The 17894-nt window shown below is 69.8% G+C and carries 17 protein-coding genes; 13 read left to right on the top strand and 4 right to left on the bottom strand.

The genetic code is table 11. The features are described 5' to 3' along the window. Nucleotides 1-72 precede the first annotated feature (72 nt). Entirely contained in the window at nucleotides 73-1443 is a 1371-nt protein-coding gene (locus ACT53O_RS04355; protein ID WP_295817934.1) for an ABC transporter substrate-binding protein, read from the bottom strand. A 166-nt stretch (nucleotides 1444-1609) separates the two neighbouring features. Here ACT53O_RS04355 and ACT53O_RS04360 point away from each other — a divergent pair, with 166 nt between their 5' ends. Then, a complete protein-coding gene (locus tag ACT53O_RS04360) occupies nucleotides 1610-4144 on the top strand; it encodes a glycoside hydrolase family 2 protein (protein ID WP_476151446.1) in 2535 nt (844 codons plus the stop codon). Nucleotides 4145-4191: 47 nt separating this feature from the next. On the opposite strand, the gene ACT53O_RS04365 is transcribed toward ACT53O_RS04360, so the two are convergent. Next, the gene (locus tag ACT53O_RS04365; protein WP_476151447.1) at nucleotides 4192-5394 is read right to left on the bottom strand and encodes a serine hydrolase domain-containing protein; all 1203 of its coding nucleotides are present in this window, start codon (nucleotides 5392-5394) and stop codon (nucleotides 4192-4194) included. An 88-nt stretch (nucleotides 5395-5482) separates the two neighbouring features. Here ACT53O_RS04365 and ACT53O_RS04370 point away from each other — a divergent pair, with 88 nt between their 5' ends. The 12 genes from ACT53O_RS04370 (at nucleotide 5483) to ACT53O_RS04425 (ending at nucleotide 16651) form a co-directional block, all read left to right on the top strand. Beyond that, entirely contained in the window at nucleotides 5483-6577 is a 1095-nt protein-coding gene (locus ACT53O_RS04370) for a LacI family DNA-binding transcriptional regulator (RefSeq protein ID WP_162722435.1), read from the top strand. A 5-nt stretch (nucleotides 6578-6582) separates the two neighbouring features. After that, a complete protein-coding gene (locus ACT53O_RS04375) occupies nucleotides 6583-7719 on the top strand; it encodes a GDSL-type esterase/lipase family protein (protein WP_476151448.1) in 1137 nt (378 codons plus the stop codon). An 83-nt stretch (nucleotides 7720-7802) separates the two neighbouring features. After that, the gene (locus ACT53O_RS04380; protein WP_476151449.1) at nucleotides 7803-8765 is read left to right on the top strand and encodes an aldo/keto reductase; all 963 of its coding nucleotides are present in this window, start codon (nucleotides 7803-7805) and stop codon (nucleotides 8763-8765) included. Further along, on the top strand, nucleotides 8762-9637 hold the full coding sequence (locus ACT53O_RS04385; RefSeq protein WP_476151450.1) for an amidohydrolase family protein: 876 nt from the start codon (nucleotides 8762-8764) through the stop codon (nucleotides 9635-9637). Before ACT53O_RS04380 ends, ACT53O_RS04385 begins: the two co-directional genes overlap by 4 nt. Then, nucleotides 9634-10656 (top strand): zinc-dependent alcohol dehydrogenase, encoded by a 1023-nt coding sequence (locus tag ACT53O_RS04390; RefSeq protein WP_476151451.1) that lies wholly within the window; start codon nucleotides 9634-9636, stop codon nucleotides 10654-10656. Before ACT53O_RS04385 ends, ACT53O_RS04390 begins: the two co-directional genes overlap by 4 nt. Further along, on the top strand, nucleotides 10653-11411 hold the full coding sequence (locus ACT53O_RS04395; RefSeq protein ID WP_476151452.1) for an SDR family NAD(P)-dependent oxidoreductase: 759 nt from the start codon (nucleotides 10653-10655) through the stop codon (nucleotides 11409-11411). Before ACT53O_RS04390 ends, ACT53O_RS04395 begins: the two co-directional genes overlap by 4 nt. Before the next feature lie 8 nt (nucleotides 11412-11419). Beyond that, the gene (locus ACT53O_RS04400; RefSeq protein WP_239498507.1) at nucleotides 11420-12058 is read left to right on the top strand and encodes a bifunctional 4-hydroxy-2-oxoglutarate aldolase/2-dehydro-3-deoxy-phosphogluconate aldolase; all 639 of its coding nucleotides are present in this window, start codon (nucleotides 11420-11422) and stop codon (nucleotides 12056-12058) included. After that, the gene (locus ACT53O_RS04405) at nucleotides 12055-13011 is read left to right on the top strand and encodes a sugar kinase (RefSeq protein WP_476151453.1); all 957 of its coding nucleotides are present in this window, start codon (nucleotides 12055-12057) and stop codon (nucleotides 13009-13011) included. Before ACT53O_RS04400 ends, ACT53O_RS04405 begins: the two co-directional genes overlap by 4 nt. Before the next feature lie 30 nt (nucleotides 13012-13041). Continuing rightward, entirely contained in the window at nucleotides 13042-13893 is an 852-nt protein-coding gene (locus tag ACT53O_RS04410; RefSeq protein ID WP_476151454.1) for a fumarylacetoacetate hydrolase family protein, read from the top strand. After that, entirely contained in the window at nucleotides 13890-14651 is a 762-nt protein-coding gene (locus ACT53O_RS04415; protein WP_476151455.1) for an SDR family NAD(P)-dependent oxidoreductase, read from the top strand. The genes ACT53O_RS04410 and ACT53O_RS04415 overlap by 4 nt, the downstream gene beginning before the upstream one ends. A 47-nt stretch (nucleotides 14652-14698) precedes the next feature. Then, complete coding sequence (locus ACT53O_RS04420; RefSeq protein ID WP_476151456.1) at nucleotides 14699-15877, top strand: mandelate racemase/muconate lactonizing enzyme family protein; 1179 nt, start codon at nucleotides 14699-14701, stop codon at nucleotides 15875-15877. 9 nt (nucleotides 15878-15886) lie between these two features. Then, on the top strand, nucleotides 15887-16651 hold the full coding sequence (locus ACT53O_RS04425) for a FadR/GntR family transcriptional regulator (protein ID WP_476151457.1): 765 nt from the start codon (nucleotides 15887-15889) through the stop codon (nucleotides 16649-16651). Nucleotides 16652-16653: 2 nt separating this feature from the next. Here the strand turns inward: ACT53O_RS04425 and ACT53O_RS04430 are convergent, their stop codons facing one another. Beyond that, entirely contained in the window at nucleotides 16654-16992 is a 339-nt protein-coding gene (locus ACT53O_RS04430; protein ID WP_476151458.1) for an L-rhamnose mutarotase, read from the bottom strand. Nucleotides 16993-16994: 2 nt separating this feature from the next. Then, nucleotides 16995-17864, bottom strand: a complete 870-nt coding sequence (locus ACT53O_RS04435) for a carbohydrate ABC transporter permease (RefSeq protein ID WP_112932950.1) — start codon at nucleotides 17862-17864, stop codon at nucleotides 16995-16997. Between the last annotated feature and the right edge of the window lie 30 nt (nucleotides 17865-17894).

The following is a 17894-nucleotide window of genomic DNA, read 5'->3' on the forward strand; positions in this document are numbered from 1 at the left end:
GGGACTCCGTCGGTGTCGAGAGGGGTGCGGTGGGGCGGCGCGCCGCCGCCCCACCGCGGGCGAGCGCGGTGCTCACCGGGACAAGACGGCCTGCGCCTTCTTCGCCGCGTCGGATACCAGGGTGCCGATGTCGGCGTTCTGGTCGGTGATGACGGCCTGCACGACCGGATCGAGCGTCGCGTAGATGTCCTGGCCCTTCACAGGCGGTTCCGACTGCACCTTCTGCTCGGCGACCTTGTCGAGGTAGGGCCGGAAGTTCGCCAGCGGAACGTTGTTGAGGTCGGAGATCCAGGACAGGTACTGGTCGTACGCCGCGCTGGTGACCACGGGCAGGCCCGGGATCGCGACGGCCGAGCCCTGCGTGGCCAGGGCCTTCGCGTCGGCCTGTGCCGCATCCTTGCTCTCGTACTTGGCCAGAGCGGACAGCTGCACCCACTCGACGGCGGCCTTCACCTGTGCCGGAGATGCGTCGGGGCGCACGACCTCGATGTTGCCGCCGGACAGCGTGACGGGTGCCTGGCCGGCGGTGGCGGTCGGCATCGCCGCGAAGCCGAAGTCGGAACCGGGGAAGCCCAGCTGTTCGGTCAGCGGACGATAGGCATCCGACTGGAGGACGAACATCCCCACCTGGCGGCCGGCAAATGCCTGCGCCAGGTCGAGCGCCGCCATGAGCCCGTTCGGCGACATACTGGCGTCGGTCCAGCGCATGTCGTGGATGAGGCGCAGCGCGTCGGTCGTCGCACTGTCATCGAAGGTGATCTGATCGCCCTTGTCGTTCACGAGGGATCCGCCCCGCGACGCCGCCTCGGCTCCCAGCACCCAGCCGCCCTGGTTGTCGGTGGTGACCTGTGCGAAACCGTAGGCGCCGGTCTTGTCGTGAATCGTCTTGGCTGCCGTGCGCACCTCGTCCCACGTCGCGGGCGGGGAGTCGGGATCGAGGCCCGCGGCCGTGAACAGGGCGCGGTTGTACACCAGCCCCATGGCGTACGCCATCGTCGGAACGCCGTAGGAGCGCCCGTCGGCGCTGACCAGATCGACCAGCTGCGGATTGAGCTTCGCGGTGACACCGAGCTGGTCGACGGCATCCGTGATGTCGGCGACCTGCTTGCGCTCGATGAGGCCGCGGATCTCCGTGAAGGGCACGCCCATGACGGTGGGAAGGTCGCCGGCGGCGAGGCGGGCGGAGAACGTCTGAGCGTCCCAACCGTCCTCGGTCGTGGTGACGACGTACGTCGGGTGGTCCTTCTTGAAGGTCTCCACGAGCGCGTTGAACTGCGCGAGTCGCGCCGTCTCGGTCGCGGCCGGCTGATTGCCGATGACGATCTCGACGGGGCCGGTCGGGTCGGGGCTCGCGCCGCCGCTGCATGCGGTGAGCCCGGTCGATGCGAGGCCGAGGAGGGCCGCAGCGCCCACCCAACCTCGGATGCGGAGTGGTCTCTTCATCGAAACTCCTCTTTCTGGTGCCGGATTGCCGACACTCGGTGCGTGTTGTACTTTGAACTCATCGGGATGCCAAAGCGCTTTTGCACGATAGCCCCCGAAGGGCCGACGATGCAAGACCGCATCACCACATCCGCCTCCGAGCGACCGACTTCAAGGATGAAAACACGTGCTCCTGCGCCTACCCACCCCTGCCACGTGGCAGCTCACCGCCCTGTCCGGCCCGGTGCCGGATGCGGTCGCCCACGCACCCGACGGCACCCCGCGTCGCTTTGCCGCCCCCGTTCCCGGCGACGTCCACATGGCCTTGCGCAGCGCGGGCGCGATCGACGACCCCCACGAGGGCGACAACGAGCGCCGGCTGGCGTGGATCGGACAGTGCGACTGGTCGTACGAGACCACTCTCGAGCAGATCGACACCACCGCGGAACGCATCGACCTCGTTCTCCACGGCGTCGATACACATGCGGTGCTGCGGGTCGACGGCGACGAGCGCGCCCGCCTCAGCAACATGCACCGCACGTGGCGCGTCCCCGTCCCGGAGCTCGCCGCGGATGCCGTCGCCCTGCGCATCGACATCGACTCGCCCGTGGCGGTCGCCACCGCCGAACGCGACCGTCTCGGCGCACGATGGAGCGTCTTCAGCGATCTGTCTCCGTTCATCCGCAAGAACGCCTGCGCGTTCGGCTGGGACTGGGGCCCCGCGCTGCCCGGGTCGGGAATCTGGCGCCGCGTCGAGATCGAAGCCTGGTCGACCGCCCGTCTGAGCGCGCTGCGACCGACGATGCGCCTGGACGGCGTGGACGGCGTCGTCGACCTGGATGTCGAACTGGAGCGCTCGGGTGCGGTCGGCTCCGACTCAGCCCTCATCATGATCGCCAGGATCGGGGACGTCGGCGTCCAGGTGGACGTCGAACCCGGCGCCGTCCACGCGCACGCTCGCCTCGACGTTCCCGCGCCAGAGCGCTGGTGGCCCGCAGGACTCGGCCCGCAGACCCTGCACGATCTGGTCGTCACCCTGACGACCTCGGACGGCGACGTGCTCGACACGCAGACGCGTCGCGTCGGCTTCCGCGACCTCGTCGTCGAGCAGGTCGACGACGAGGTCGGGCGTAGCTTCGGCATCACCGTCAACGACGTGCCGCTGTACGTCCGCGGGTTCAATTGGATTCCCGACGACACGTCGCTCGCCGCGGTGACAGAGGACGACGTGCGTCGACGTGTCGCGGAGGCCCGCGACCTGGGGGCGAACCTCCTGCGGGTCTGGGGAGGTGGCGTCTTCGAGTCCGACGAGTTCTACCGAGCGTGCGATGAGGCCGGAATGCTCGTCTGGCAGGACTTCCTCTTCGCGTGCGCGGCCTACCCGGAGGAGGAGCCGCTACGCACCGAGGTCGAGGCGGAGGTGCGCGAGAACATCACCCGCCTCATGCCCCATCCGAGCCTGGCGCTGTGGAACGGCAACAACGAGAACCTCTGGTTCTGGTTCCTGCACGACTGGGAGCATGCCCTCGACGGCGCGACCTGGGGCGAAGGGTTCTACACCGACCTCCTGCCGACCGTCACCGCCGAGCTCGACCCGGGGCGCACGTACCTCATCGGCAGTCCGTCCTCGGGCGGGCGGTGGGACGATCCCAACGATCCGACACGGGGTGTCGTGCACTGGTGGATACCCGACGACTATCGCGCCTACGACGACGTCAGGCCGCGTTTCGTCTCGGAGTTCGGCTTCCAGGGTCCTCCCGCACGTGTGACCTTCGACGCCGTGACGCACGATGCGGATCCCGCTCCGTTCTCCCCCGGAACGGTGCAGCGGCAGAAGGCCGAGGGCGGAACGGAGCGCATCAACGACGTGCTCGCGGCGCACTTCGGCGTCCCGCGTGCTTTCGACGAGTGGTACTGGCTCGCCCAACTCGATCAGGCGCGGGCGGTGCGGTACGGCGTGGAACGGTTCCGCTCTCTGGAACCCTTCTGCCGCGGAACGATCGTGTGGCAGCTCAACGACTGCTGGCCCGCGTTGTCCTGGTCGATGATCGACGTGAACGATCGGTTCAAGCCCGTCGCCTACGCCGTGCGCGAGGCGCATCGCGATCGCATCGTGGTGCTGCGCCACGAAGTCGGTGTTCCGGCGCTGTTCGTGTGCAACAGCACGAGCACGGTCTGGTCGGTGGACGTCGACGTGCAGCGCTGGCGTCCGGACAGTCTGGTCGAGCGGTGCTCACTCCGTGTCGTCGCAGAACCGCATCGCTCGACCCGCGTAGACCTCTCCGTGATCGCCGCCGCGCTCGCGCCCGACGAACTCCTGATCGCCACGGCGCTCGCGCCGGACGGTCCGACCCGCAGCTCGCTGCTCGGCGGGACCGACCGGCAGTTTCCCGATCGCGTTCCGGCGTTCGAGCTGAACGTAGAGGTCGCGCCGGACGGTGTCGGCATCCGCATCGACGCGCACACGCTCCTGCGCGACGTGACGCTGCTCGTCGATGCTCTCGACCCCGACGCGCACGCCGACCGCAACGTGATCACCCTCCTGCCGGGCGAGCACGAGATCTGGCGGATACGCACGGCACACCCCGCGGTGTTCACGCCCGAGCGCGTGCGCGCGGCGGTCCGCACCGCCCACGCGGCGAGCGATCCCGATCCCGACTATCGCGGACTGGCGCAGCTCGAACGCGAGAAGGCCGCGCGGAGCGCAGCGGCGCACGGATGAGCTGCTCGCGGCATCCTCCCCCGGCGGATGCCGCGAGCACCCCCCGTTCAGCCGAGCGCCGGCGCCAGCGCGTCGAGCAGACGTCGCCAGCGTGGGTCGCGCCCCGGTTCGGGAAAGAGCATCCGCTGACCGATGAAGGCGAAGCCCGTGCGTGATCCGGGATGAGCGAAGGCGAGACGCCCGCCCATGCCTGCGTGGCCGAACGAGCCCGGCCCGAGCATGGGGCAGAGCTCGTGAGCGATCTCGAAGCCGAGGCCCCAGCGCGTGGTCAGTGCCGCGGCGGGGTTGCATGCCGGCTCGGCCACGCCGTCCAGCCAGTCCGCCGAGACCTTCGCCACCGTGTCGTCGTCGAGCAGTCGGACGCCGTCGACGGGCGCGACGCAGGCACCGTAGGCGCGCGCGATGCCGCGCGCCGTGGCGACGAGCCCGCCCCCGGGAACGAGCGCCCTCCGAAAGTCGCTGCCGTTCACGAGCTCCGTTCCCTGCACGCCGTCCTCCCTCTCGAAGAGGGGCACGATCTGCAGGGTGCTCGTGTAGGCGGATCGGCAGGCGGCCCCGGACGCGGAGTCGGTGCCGCCCGGCTCGGGAGGCGGCACGATCGGGTCCATCAGCACCGGCCGGAACCGACCGTCGGCTTCGGGAGGCGTACCCAGCCAGAGGTCGGCGCCGAGCGGCGCCGCGATCTCCTGCTGCAGAAGCGCACCGGCGTCGAGACCGGTGACGCGACGAAGGATCTCGCCCGCCAGCAGGCCGTAACTGAGCACGTGGTAGACCCGGGCGCTGCCCGGCGGATAGTCGGGGGAACGCTGCGCGGCGCGTGCGGCCAACCGCACGGGATCGAGAAGATCCCGCGCGTCATCGAGCGGAAGCGTCGGCATCCCCGCCGTGTGCGTGAGGACATCGGCGACCGTGATCGACGCCTTGCCCGCGACCGCGAACTCCGGCCAGTAGGCCGCGACGGGTGCCAGGGGATCGATCGTTCCCCGCTGGATCTGCTGGGCCACCAGCATCGCGACGATGCCCTTGGCCGCCGAGAACGCGAGCGTCGTGGAATCGCGCTCCCACGCCGCCCCGGAGAGGGGATCGACACCGCCCCACAGATCGACGACGGTCTCGCCCCGGTGGACGACACAGAGGGCGCCCCCGGCTCGGTCGGCCTGGAGGACGTCGGCGAAGGCCGAGCGCACGGCAGCGAAATCGGAGCGGACGTCGCCGTGCACGGCGATCTCGGTGGCACCATCATTGGACACATGAGCAGTCTATGCCGAACCGCTTTGGCATAGACTGCTCATCGAAAACACGGCCCCGGTGCCCTACCGGGAGCGAGGGATGGTGAGGATGCCGCAGCGCTCTGCCCGCCTGGTCGATGTCGCCCGTGCCGCCGGCGTGTCGGTGCCGACCGCATCGCAGGTCATGAACGACACCGGTCGCGTCGCGGACGCGACGCGGGAGCGGGTGCTCGCGGCCGCCCGCGACCTCGACTATCGGCCCAACGCTCTCGCCCGCAGTGTCGCCATGGGCCGCAGTCGCACGATCGGCGTCCTCGCGGAGAATGCGGCCGGCGCGTTCTGCATGCCCGTTCTGATCGGCATCAACCGGGCGCTCAGCGCGCACGACCTCGCCAGCGTCCTGTACGACGCGCAGCACGAGCCGGACCTGCGCCGCGACCACATCCGGCACATGATCGATCGCCAAGTCGACGGCATCATCGTCATCGGGGAGGGTCCGGATGTCGCGATCGACGACCTCGGTGTCTCCTTCTCCGGGCCGGTGGTCCATGCGTTCGGACCGCACCATGCGACGAATGCCAGCAGCATCCACCCCGATGAGCGTGCGGGGGGCGCGCTGGCCGCGCAGAGCCTCATCGCACTCGGGCGGCGGCGCATCGCCCACGTCACCGCCGAGGAGCACCTCCCCTCCGTCCGCGAGCGATCGCGCGGCTTCGCTGCTGCGCTCGGCGAGGCGGGCCTCGAGCCGGCCGCCGTCCTCCACGGGTCGTTCAGCCGGGGATGGGGCCATCTCGCCGCCGAGATCCTCCACGCGCGCACGCCGGCCGTCGACGCCGTCTTCGCCGGCAGCGATGCCATCGCGATCGGGTTGGCCGCGGGGTTCGAGGCGGCCGGCCTGCGCGTTCCCGAGGACGTCGCGATCGTCGGCTATGACCACGTCGCGGGCTACGGCGACGACATCGATCCCTACCTGGCATCCATCGATCCTCGGCTGACGGATGTCGGCGAGCGCGCCGCCCGTCACCTCATCGGAAGCCTGGACGATGAGGATGCCGATGCGTCTCCCGTCGTTCCCCGATTCGTCGAAGGGGCGACGACCCGGGGTGGGGACGACCGCCGTCACCGCCTGGTCGAGACCCTGCTGCGCACGGTCACCGCGCCCCCCGTCATCGGCACGTCGCGCACGGACTCGCCCCACGGATGAACACGGTGTTCACGACCGCTTTCCCCTCGACGGCGGTGTCCGTCGTCGGCGCACTGGACAGCGTGCCGGGCATCTACGGCTCGCGCCCACGGCGGCTTCCGGCCTGGACGCGACGGCAGATCCCCGACCCCGTCTTCGACTTCGTCGTCGGCATGACATCCGGTGTGCGCATCGCCGCTCGCACGGGGGCGACGCGTGTGACCGTGGAGCTCGCGATCATCGGCATCGACACCGGCGTACGCCCGGCAGCGCCGGCGGTGCTCGATCTGGTCGTCGACGGCGCGCACCGCGAGCGTTTCTTCGTGCCGGGCGCGGCCCAGACCCTCGTCGCTGCGGACGGCACGGTGACCCAGGAGCACCCGCCCGTCGTCGTGACGTTCCACGCCGGCGCCACTCGACGCGAGCGCGAGATCGAGATCTGGCTTCCGCACACCACGGCCGTCGAGCTCGTCGCGCTCTGCGCCGACGCGCCCGTGACGCCGCCGCGCGACGATCGACCCGTCTGGGTGCACCACGGGTCGTCCATCAGCCAGTGCGGAGAAGCGTCGGCGCCCACCCGCACATGGCCGGCGATCGCGGCGGCGCACGGCGGCTACAGCCTGCGCAGCCTCGGCTTCAGCGGCAACGCGGTGGGCGACCCGTTCGTCGCTCGAACGATCCGCGACCAGCCGGCCGATGCGATCAGCATCGAGATCGGCATCAACGTCGTCAACGGCGACCTCATGCGTCGCCGCATGTTCGAACCGGTGCTGCATGGATTTCTGGACACCGTGCGCGAAGGGCATCCACAGGTGCCGGTGCTGATGCTCGGGCCGATACCCTGCCCGGCCCACGAAGAGGCGCCGGGTCCCACCGTTCTCGACGATCGCGGCCGCGCACGCAGCGCGGGGACGCCGGCGGAGATCGAGCGCGGGGCGATGAACCTCCGCGTCGTGCGCGAGGCGCTCGCGCGGGTGCTCGCGGCGCGCGCGGACGATGCGCGACTCTTCTTCCTCGACGGTCGAGAGCTGCTTCCGGATGCCGAGGTGGCCGATCTCGACGACGGGCTTCACCCGAACGCCGCCGCCTACGAGCGGATGGGTGTTCGCTTCGCGGCGCACGCGTTCACCGCGGGTGCGCCATTGGTCAGGCCGCGCGTCTGAGCCGCGACCGGCGGGAGGCGGGTTCGCACTTCTCGATGTGACCTCACATGTGATGTATGATCATTTGTGAACAAGGAGGTCACATGCGTCAGCGAGCCATCGGCGGCCGTATCGATGTCTCCGAAATGGGGTTCGGGGCCGCGCAGCTGGGGAACCTCTATCGCAAGACCTCCGACGTCGAGGCGGCGGAGGCCGTGCAGGCGGCGTGGGACCGCGGCATCCGCTACTTCGACACCGCACCGCACTACGGCGTGGGACTGTCGGAGCTGCGCCTCGGACGCGCCCTCCAGGGCCGGCCGCGTGACGCGTTCGTCGTCTCGACGAAGGTCGGACGCGCCCTCGTCCCCACCCCCGCCCGTGCGGCAGCGGGACTGCTCGACGATGAGAACGGCTTCGCCGCACCGGCCACGCACCAGCGCAAGTGGGATTTCTCCCGCGACGGCGTGCTCCGCTCCATCGAGGGCAGCCTCGATCGGCTGGGGCTCGACCGCATCGACATCGCCTACCTGCATGATCCGGACGACTACTGGGACGAGGCGTCCACGAGTGGGATCGATGCGCTCGTCGCACTGCGCGAACAAGGCGTGGTCCGTGCGATCGGCGCCGGAATGAACCAGGCGGAGATGCTCACGCAGTTCATCGCTCACTGCGATGTCGACGTAGTCATGGTCGCCGGACGGCACACGCTTCTCGACCGCCGAGCCCAGGACGAAATGCTGCCGCTGGCGCACGAGCGCGGCGTCGCCGTGGTTTCCGCCGCCGTCTATAACTCGGGCCTGCTCAGCAGTCCCGTCGTCCGTGACGATGCGACCTACGATTACGGGCCCGCGCCCGTCGACGTCATCGCCCACGCGCGGCGCCTCGCCGACATCACCACCCGCCACGGCATCACACTGCCCGACGCGGCGGTGCAGTACCCGCTGCGCGACCCGGCGGTGGTCTCGGTCGTGGTGGGCATGCGCAACGCCGCCCAGGTGAACAGCACGGTCGACAGGTACGAGACACCGATCTCGGACGAGGCCTGGACGGAACTGGAGACCGCATGATCGTCGATGCGCATCTGCACGTCTGGGACCCGACCCGAGCTCCCTACCCCTGGCTCACGTCGGCGCTGCATCCGATCGATCGCACCCTCTTGATCGACGACATCGCCGCAGACCTCGACCACGCCGGTGTCGACCGCGTCGTTCTCGTCCAGGCCGCCGACAACGCGGCCGACACGGAGCTGATGCGCTCCGAGGCGCGGCGACACCCGCGCCGTGTGGCCGGCATCGTCGCGTGGCTGCCGCTGGACGACCCCGCGGCCCTCGAGCGCGGCATCGAGAGCTTCGCCGGCGATCCGTTGATCGTCGGCATCCGCAATCTCATCCACGACCGCGAGCCGGGCTGGCTGTCCGGCTCGGCGCAGAACCACGCGCTCGCCCTGCTGGCGCAGGCCGGCCTCGCGCTCGACTTCGTCACCTCCTCCGCCGAGGCGCTGGGCGAGATCCCCGGCCTCGCCGGGCGCCATCCCGCGCTGCGGATCGTCGTCGACCATCTCGGCAAGCCGCCGATCGGGGGCACCGCCCAGGAGCGACTGCGCTGGCGGGGACTGCTGCGGGATGCCGCCGCGCACCCGCTCGTGCATGCCAAGCTCTCCGGGCTCTACCCGCCTCAGGGCGACGCGACCGCCTGGTCGGTCGACGACATCCGTCCGTTCATCGACGACGCGGTCGAGATCCTGGGCCCGGCGCGGCTGATGTACGGCAGCGACTGGCCCATCGTCGTGCGCGCCGGCGGGCATCACCGCGCCCACGCCGCGCTCACCGAGATCATCGGCGGCTGGGATGCCGCCGATCGCGACGCCGCGCTCGGCGGTACGGCGAGTGCCTTCTACCGACTTCCTTCCACCCCGACCATCGAGAGGACGACAGCGTGAACGGTCTCGCCTACGCCGGCAACCGCGAACTCATCGCCGTGGACGCTCCCGCGACACCCCCTGCCGCAGGCGAGGTACAGCTCGCGGTCGCCTACACCGGCCTCTGCGGCACCGATTTGCACATCTTCCACGGGAACATGGACGCGCGTGTCCGCATGCCGCTCGTCTTCGGGCACGAGATGAGCGGCACCGTTGCCGCGCTCGGCGAGGGGGTGTCGGGCTGGGACGTGGGTGAGGCCGTCACCGTCATGCCGCTCGACTGGGACGGCACGTGCCCCGCGTGCGTTGCCGGCAACGAGCACATCTGCCAGAACCTCGACTTCATCGGCATCGACTCCCCCGGCTCGCTGCAACAGCGCTGGAACGTGCCCGTGCGCGCACTCGTGCGGGTGCCCGCGGACACACGGCTCGACCATGCCGCCCTCATCGAGCCCGTCGCCGTCGCCGTGCACGATGTCCGCCGCAGCGAGCTTGTCCCGGGCGACAAGGCCGTCGTGATCGGTGGCGGCCCGATCGGTCTGCTCATCGCGACCGTCGCCCGTCATGCCGGGGCCGACGTGCTCGTGATCGAACTCGACGAGAAGCGACGTGCCCAGATCGCCGAGCTCGGCTTCGCGACCCTCGATCCGCGCGAGCGCGACCAGAAGGATGCCGTCGAGGAGTGGACAGCGGGCGCGGGCGCCGACGTCGTCTTCGAGGTCTCCGGCGCCGCACGCGCCGTTCTCGGCGCGACGGACCTCGTCAAAGCCCGCGGCACCCTGGTCGTGGTCGCGATCCACCCGACTCCCCGTCCGATCGACCTACAGCGGGTGTTCTGGCGCGAACTTCGCATCCTGGGCGCACGCGTGTATCAGCGCGCCGACTTCGAGACGGCGGTGGAACTCATCACCGAGGGTGTGATCCCCGCCGACCGACTCATCACGCGCGTCGTCTCGCTCGGCGACACCGCGGAAGCCTTCGCCGACCTCGAGGCCGGCCGTGCCATGAAGATCCTCGTCGACGTGGCCGGTCAGTCATGAGCGACCTGTTCGACCTGACGGGAACGACGGCGGTCGTCACCGGCGCGCGCCGTGGCATCGGATACGCGATGGCCGTGGCCCTCGCCGGGGCCGGTGCCGACATCATCGGCGTCAGCGCCTCGCAACCGGCATCCGGCAGCGACATCGAGCGCGCCGTCACGGCGACGGGCCGCCGTTTCGAGGGCATCGCGTGCGACTTCGCCGACGTCGATGCCGTCGACGCTCTGGGCCGGACCCTCGCCGAACGCCGCGTCGACATCCTCGTCAACAATGCCGGCACGATCGAACGAGCCCCCGCCGCCGAGCACCCGCAGCAACTGTGGGACCGGGTCATCCAGATCAACCTGTCCAGCCAGTTCCGACTCACCCAGGCCGTCGCCCGTCAGATGCTCGAGCGCCGACGCGGCAAGGTGATCTTCACCGCGTCGCTGCTGAGCTTCCAAGGCGGCATCAACGTTCCCGGGTACGCCGCCGCGAAGTCCGGCATCGCCGGTCTAGCCAAGGCACTCTCCAACGAGTGGTCCTCGCACGGCGTCAACGTGAACGCGATCGCCCCCGGCTACATCACCACCGACAACACCGAGGCGCTGCGCGCCGATATCGACCGCTCGCGCTCCATCCTCGAGCGCATCCCCGCCGGACGCTGGGGTGAGGCGTCCGACCTCGCGGGCGCCACCGTCTTCCTCGCCGCATCCGCCTCCGACTACGTCTCGGGCATCACCCTCCCCGTCGACGGCGGCTGGCTCGGCCGGTGATCGGCACCGTGGACACGCTCGAAACGATCGGTCGCATCGGCATCGTGCCGGTCGTCGTCCTCGACGACCCCCTCCATGGCGCTCCGCTCGCGGAGGCGCTGCGAGACGGCGGTATCGGCTGCGCCGAGTTCACCCTGCGTACGCCAGCGGGTCTGGGGGCGCTGCGCGCGGCGGCCGCCGTCGACGGCTTCATCGCGGGCGCGGGCACGGTGCTGAGCGCCGACCAAGTGGATGCCGTGGCGGATGCCGGGGCGCGGTTCCTGGTGTCGCCAGGCTACGCCGCGGGCGTCAACGTGAGGGCACGCGAGCGCGGCCTCACGATGATCCCGGGCATCGCGACGGCGACGGAACTGCAACGCGCGCGTGAGGACGGCTACACGCATCTCAAGGTGTTCCCGGCCTCGGCTTTGGGCGGACCCGCCTACCTCGACGCTCTTGCCGGCCCGTTTCCCGACGTTCGCCTCCTGCCCAGCGGAGGTGTGAGTGCCGACAACCTCGGCGACTACCTGCGTCGCCCGACCGTGTTCGCCGGCAGCGGCAGCTGGATGGTGCCGCGGGCGCAGATCGCGGCAGGTGGCTTCGGGGCGATCCGCGATCTCGCACGCGCGTGCCGCGAGCTCTGCGACGCGGTGCGAGGCCCGGCATGAGCGCCCCCCTGCGCGTGCTGACCCTCGGAGAGAGCATGGGTCTGCTCCGTGGAGACGGCATCGGCGGCTTCGAGCGCCTGCCCGCGGCATCCATCGACACGGGAGGCGCCGAGGGAAATACTGCCGTCGGGCTCGCGCGTCTGGGCGTGCCCGTGACGTGGCTGGGACGCGTGGGCGATGACGCGCTGGGGCGTCGCGTCTGCGGTGACCTGCGTGCGGAGGGGGTCGACGTGCTCGCGATCGCCGACCCGGCGGCGCCGACCGGTCTCATGCTGAAGTCCACGCCGAGGGCGGGAACGACGGTGATCGAGTACTACCGGGCCGGGAGCGCGGGAAGCCGCCTCACCCCCGCCGACCTCGATCGGCTCGATTTCGCCGCTTACGGCATCATCCACATCACGGGCGTGACGCTCGCGCTCTCGGCGAGCGCTCGTGCGACGGTGCACGAGGCCGTCGACCGCGCCCGCGCTCACGGCCTGCTCGTCTCCTTCGCCGTCAACCACCGCTCGAAGCTGTGGGACCGCGATCGGGCCCGCGCCGCCTATCTCGATCTTCTCCCGCGTGTCGACATCGTCTTCGCGAGCGATGAGGAGGCGGAGCTGGTGGCACGGCCCTCGGGTGCCGTCCCGCTCGCCGAGCTCGCGCGGGCCCTGGTCGCACTCGGTCCACGCGAAGTCGTCGTGACGCTCGGTGATCGAGGCGCGATCGCCGAGATCGACGGCGCCGCGCACCGGATCGCCGCCGACAAGATCTCCCCCGTCGACACGGTCGGCGCCGGTGACGCCTTTGCTGCCGGCTACCTCGCCGCGCGCGCGGCGGGGCGCCCTGCATACGAGCGGCTGCGGGTCGCGACCCGTTGTGGAGCATTCGCCTGCCTGCACCCCGGCGACTGGCAAGGTGCCGCGCGACAGTCCGACCTCGATCAGGGTTTCGGGATCACCGTTGTCCGCTGATCGTCACCCCCACACCCTCGGAGACAGCCCATGAGCTTCGCACGACTCGGACCCCTCGGACACGAGATCCCCACGATGTGGCGCGACGGCGTCGCGTGGGATCTGCGCCCCCTCACCGCTGACATCGACGGCGCCTTCCTCGCCGACGACGGACTGGTGCGCGCGCGGGAAGCGTGGCACGCCGGCCGGCTGACGGTTCTGCCGGATGCCGCGGACCTCCGCACCGGCGCGCCGATCGCCTTCCCCAGCAAGATCGTCTGCATCGGCCTCAACTACCACGATCACGCCGCCGAGACGGGCGCAGCGGTTCCCGGCGAACCGGTCGTCTTCATGAAGGATCCCCGCACGATCGTCGGCCCGTTCGACGACATCCTCATCCCGCGCGGATCCCAGAAGACCGACTGGGAGGTCGAGCTCGGGGTGGTGATCGGCCGCACCGCCCGCTATCTCACCTCGCCCGACGAGGCCCTCCGACACGTCGCCGGGTACGTCGTCTCGCACGACGTCTCGGAACGCGAGTTCCAGCTCGAGCGCGGCGGGCAGTGGGACAAGGGCAAGAGCTGTGACACGTTCAATCCCCTGGGGCCGGTGCTCGTTCCCGCCGACGAGGTGGACGACCCGCAGGCGCTCGGCCTGCGCCTGTGGGTGAACGGCGCGCAACGACAGAACGGGTCGACCGCGCAGCAGATCTTCTCCGTCGCCCATGTGATCTGGTACCTGTCGCAGTTCATGGTGCTGCGCCCCGGCGACCTCGTGAACACCGGGACTCCCGCGGGGGTCGCCCTCGGCCGGGCGGATCATCCGTATCTGCGCGCCGGTGATCTCGTCGAGCTCGAGATCGACGGTCTTGGGCGGGCGGCGCAACGGCTGGTCGACGCATGAGCACCGGAGACTTCGACGGCATCGTCGCCGTCGTCACCGGGGGTGCGTCCGGCATCGGCCTGGCCAGCGTCAACGCCCTCGTCATGTCGGGAGCGACGGTGGCCGTGCTCGACCGCTCCCTCGCCGCACTGCCGCCCGCGGTGATGGGCTGTGAGGCCGACGTCACCTCGCGGCGCTCCGTCGACGTGGCCATCGAGGCCATCGCTCAGCGTCTGGGCGGGGTCGATGTCGTCGTCAACAGCGCCGGGGTCAGCTGTGTGGGTACCGTCGAGGAGGCGACGGAGGACGACTGGGAGCGGGTGCTCGACATCAACGTCCGCGGCACGGCGCGCGTCAGCGCCGCCGCGCTCCCCTATCTGCGCGCATCCGCGCACGCAGCGATCGTCAACGTGTGCTCGATCGGCGCTCTCAACGGGTTGCCCCAGCGCGCCGTCTACAACGCGTCGAAGGGTGCCGTCCTCGCGCTCACGTACGCGATGGCGACGGACCACGTGTCGGAGGGCGTGCGTGTCAACTGCGTGAGCCCGGGAACGGTGTCGACGCCGTTCGTCGAGCGGATGCTGCAGCAGTTCCCCGATCCGACCGCCGAGCGGGCCGCGTTGGATGCGCGACAGGCGACGGGACGGATGGTGACCCCGGAGGAGGTCGCCGACGCGATCTTGTACCTCGCCAGTCCCCGCGCAGGATCCACCACGGGCACGGCGCTGGAGGTGGACGGGGGTGTGACTCATCTCCGCGTCCGTTCATCGTTCATATGATGTATGCTCTATAGCAGGAATTCACCCCGGAAAGTGTCAAGGACGATATGAAGATCACGGGCTACCGCACGCTCCGCACCCACCGTGACTGGGGGCGGCCCGTGGGCGACGTCAACGGCTTCATCGCATCCGGCATCACCGAGGTGCCGATCGTCATCGTGGAGACCGATGAGGGGATCGAGGGGGTGGCCGTCGGCTCCGACCACGACATCGCCCGCATCTTCCCCGCCCTCGAAGGCCAGGATCCCCGCGGCGTCTCCGGCCTGTACGACCGCATGCTCGCCCACGTCTTCAAGGCGGGTCACAACGGGGCCACATTCGGGGGGATCGCCACGCTCGACGCCGCTCTCTGGGACATCAAGGCCAAGGCCCTCGGCGAGCCGCTGTGGCGTCTGCTCGGCGGTCGGGACCGCTTCGTCCCGGGGTACGCGTCGGGCCTCGACATCGCTCTCAGCGACGATCGACTGGCGGACTTCTACGCGGCGATGGCGGAGCGCGGCTTCACGAGCGGCAAGCTCAAGGGCGGACGCGATGTCGAGACCGACCTGCGCCGCCTGCGTATCGTTCAGGAGCAGTTGGCGCGCAACACGCAGCATCCCGCGCTCATGCTCGACGCCAACGAGTCATGGAACCTGAAGCAGGCCGTGCGCTACGTGAGCGCCGTGGAGGCGGAGATCGATCTCACGTGGATCGAGGAGCCGCTGCGTCGCTGGGACGCCCACGGCCACGCGCGGCTCTCGCAGTCGGTGCGCGCCGCCGTCGCCACCGGCGAGAACCTGACCGGCCTCGAGCAGTTCCGCGCGCTCTTCGACCTCGGCGCCGTCGACGTCGTGCAGACCGGCGCCGTGTGGGGGATCACGCATTTCCTGCGACTGGCCTACGCCGCCCATGCACGCGATCTGCCGATCAGTCCGGTCGGCCTGACCAGCAATCCCGCGGTGAGTCACGCCGCCGCGGCGGTGCCCAACCACCTCACCGCGGAGGTCCAGGACCTCGGAATGCCCTTCGGCGTCCTCGTCGACGAGCACGTCGACGAGGGAGGGATCATCCTCGGCGATGCCCCAGGCGCAGGACTGACCGTGGACGAGCAGGCGATCGGTGCCGCGGTCCACGACGGCGACTGGTTGCAGTCCGCGGGACCGCACGTGCGACCCCTGCGCGCGGGGCTCAGCCTTGCTGCCGAGAGACGAGCCGGGTCTTCTCCCGCCACGCACCGCGACGCATAGAATGTTGCGATGAATGATCTTCGGCCGGAGGCCGCACCGCCGCGCGTGTTCGATCGCCAGGCGGCGCGCACCCCGGTGTCGCGGCTCGGCGTCGCGGTTGTCCACGACCTCGTGACGGCGATCATCACCGAGGAGATCCCCGAAGGCACCATGCTGCCGATCGAGACGGAGCTGAGCGCGCATTTCGGCGTCAGCCGCACGGTCGTGCGTGAATCCATCAAGCGCATCGAGGAGAAGGGCCTCGTGGCGGTCGTGCAGGGCAGCGGGACGACGGTGCGCACGCGCGAGTCCTGGAACGTGCTCGATCCGGTGGTTCTGCAGGTCATGCTCGAGAACGACGCGTCGCTGGGCGTACTGGACGATCTCGCGGTCGTGCGCGGCGCGCTGGAAGGCGCGATGGCCGCCGCGACGGCGGGTCGTCGATCGGATGCCGAGCTCGATGCCCTGCGCGCAGCCTACGAGCGCATGGAGCACACCATCGATCACGAGGACGAGTACAACGACGCCGACATGCTCTTTCACCTCGAAGTGATGCGGCAGTCGCAGATCCCGCTCGCCGAGAGCATCACCCGCACGTTGTACTCACGCGCGCGCGAGTCGGCCCGCTTCACGACGAACCCGTCGAAGGATGTCTTCCATCTGACCCTCGAGGAGCACCGCCGCGTTCTCGAGGCGATCGAGGCGGGGGATGCCGCGGCCGCCGAGAGCGCTATGCGCGCACACATCCTCGACGCGTGGCAGCGCCGACGTCAGCCCAACGCCCGCAAGCCCTGACGTCAGTCCTGGTGCCAGACCTCCGCGAACTGCTCCCAGTTCGGGCTCGATGAACCGCTGCGCAGCGGCAGCTGGCAGGGCGCGGTGTACGACCACCACTGCTGACAGATCGGATCCTGCGCCATGATCGCCTGGTCGGATTCGTAGTCGTCGCCGACGTACTCGTAGTACCCGAGGATCACGTCGGCGAGGACGAAGATCGTGAAATTGCGGATGCCGCAGCGCGTGTTCATCTCCTCGACGTGCGGCCAGACGGCTGCGTGCAGCTCGAGGTACTCCGCCCGCTTCTCCGGGACGAGTCGGGCGGCCATGCCGAACCGACGCACCGGGGTCGACGACATCCTCATTCCTTCGTCCCGCCCGCGGTCATGCCGGTCACGAGGAAGCGTTGCGAGAAGAGGAAGATCACGAGCACGGGACCGACCGAGACGAGCGTGGCGAGCGCCAGGACCGGCAACGAGATCGTGATCGATGCGCCACTTGTCGGGTTGAACAGCGGAACGTTCGACAGCAGCTCCGCCAGCCCAACCTGGATCGGCGATTTGCGCCCCGGGGCCATCACGAACGGCAGGAAGTAGTTGTTCCAGTTTCCGACCAGGTTGAAGAAGCCCACGAGCGCGATGACGGGCGTGGCCAGCGGCATCGCGATGCGCCCGAACACGCGCCACTCGCCGGCCCCATCGATGCGCGCGGCATCCAACAGATCTTTGGACACACTCGTCGAGAAGTAGATGTAGGTCAGGTAGACGCCGAAGGGAAAGAAGGAGAACGGCAGGATCACCGCGAGCGGGTTGCCGACGAGCTTCAGCGCCGACATCTCGAGGAACACCGGCAGCACGAGCGCCGTGCTCGGAATGAGCATGACGACCAGGGTGACGATCAGGAGCGTCTTGCGTAGACGGAACTCGGTGAGCGCGAGAGCGTAGCCCGCAGGGATTGTCACGACGAGAGTGACGAGCAGGGCCACACCGGTGTACAGCACCGAGTTGCCGATCCAGGTCCACACGATGCCGCCCTGGAACTGGATCAGCTCGTTCCAGTTGCTCGCCAGGGTGTCGAATCCTCCGAAGGTGAAGGGTCCGTCCAGTAGGAGCTGGCGCGGTGTCTTCGTCGGCGCGAGCAGCAGCCAGACGATCGGCACGACGAAGAAGAGGGTGAAGAAGACCAGAACGACGGTGACGAGGGCCCGGCCCATCCACCGGGCGGGTGACATCGCCGCACCGTTTCGACGGCGCGCGCGCAC

This window comes from Microbacterium sp. DMC48, assembly GCF_056313825.1.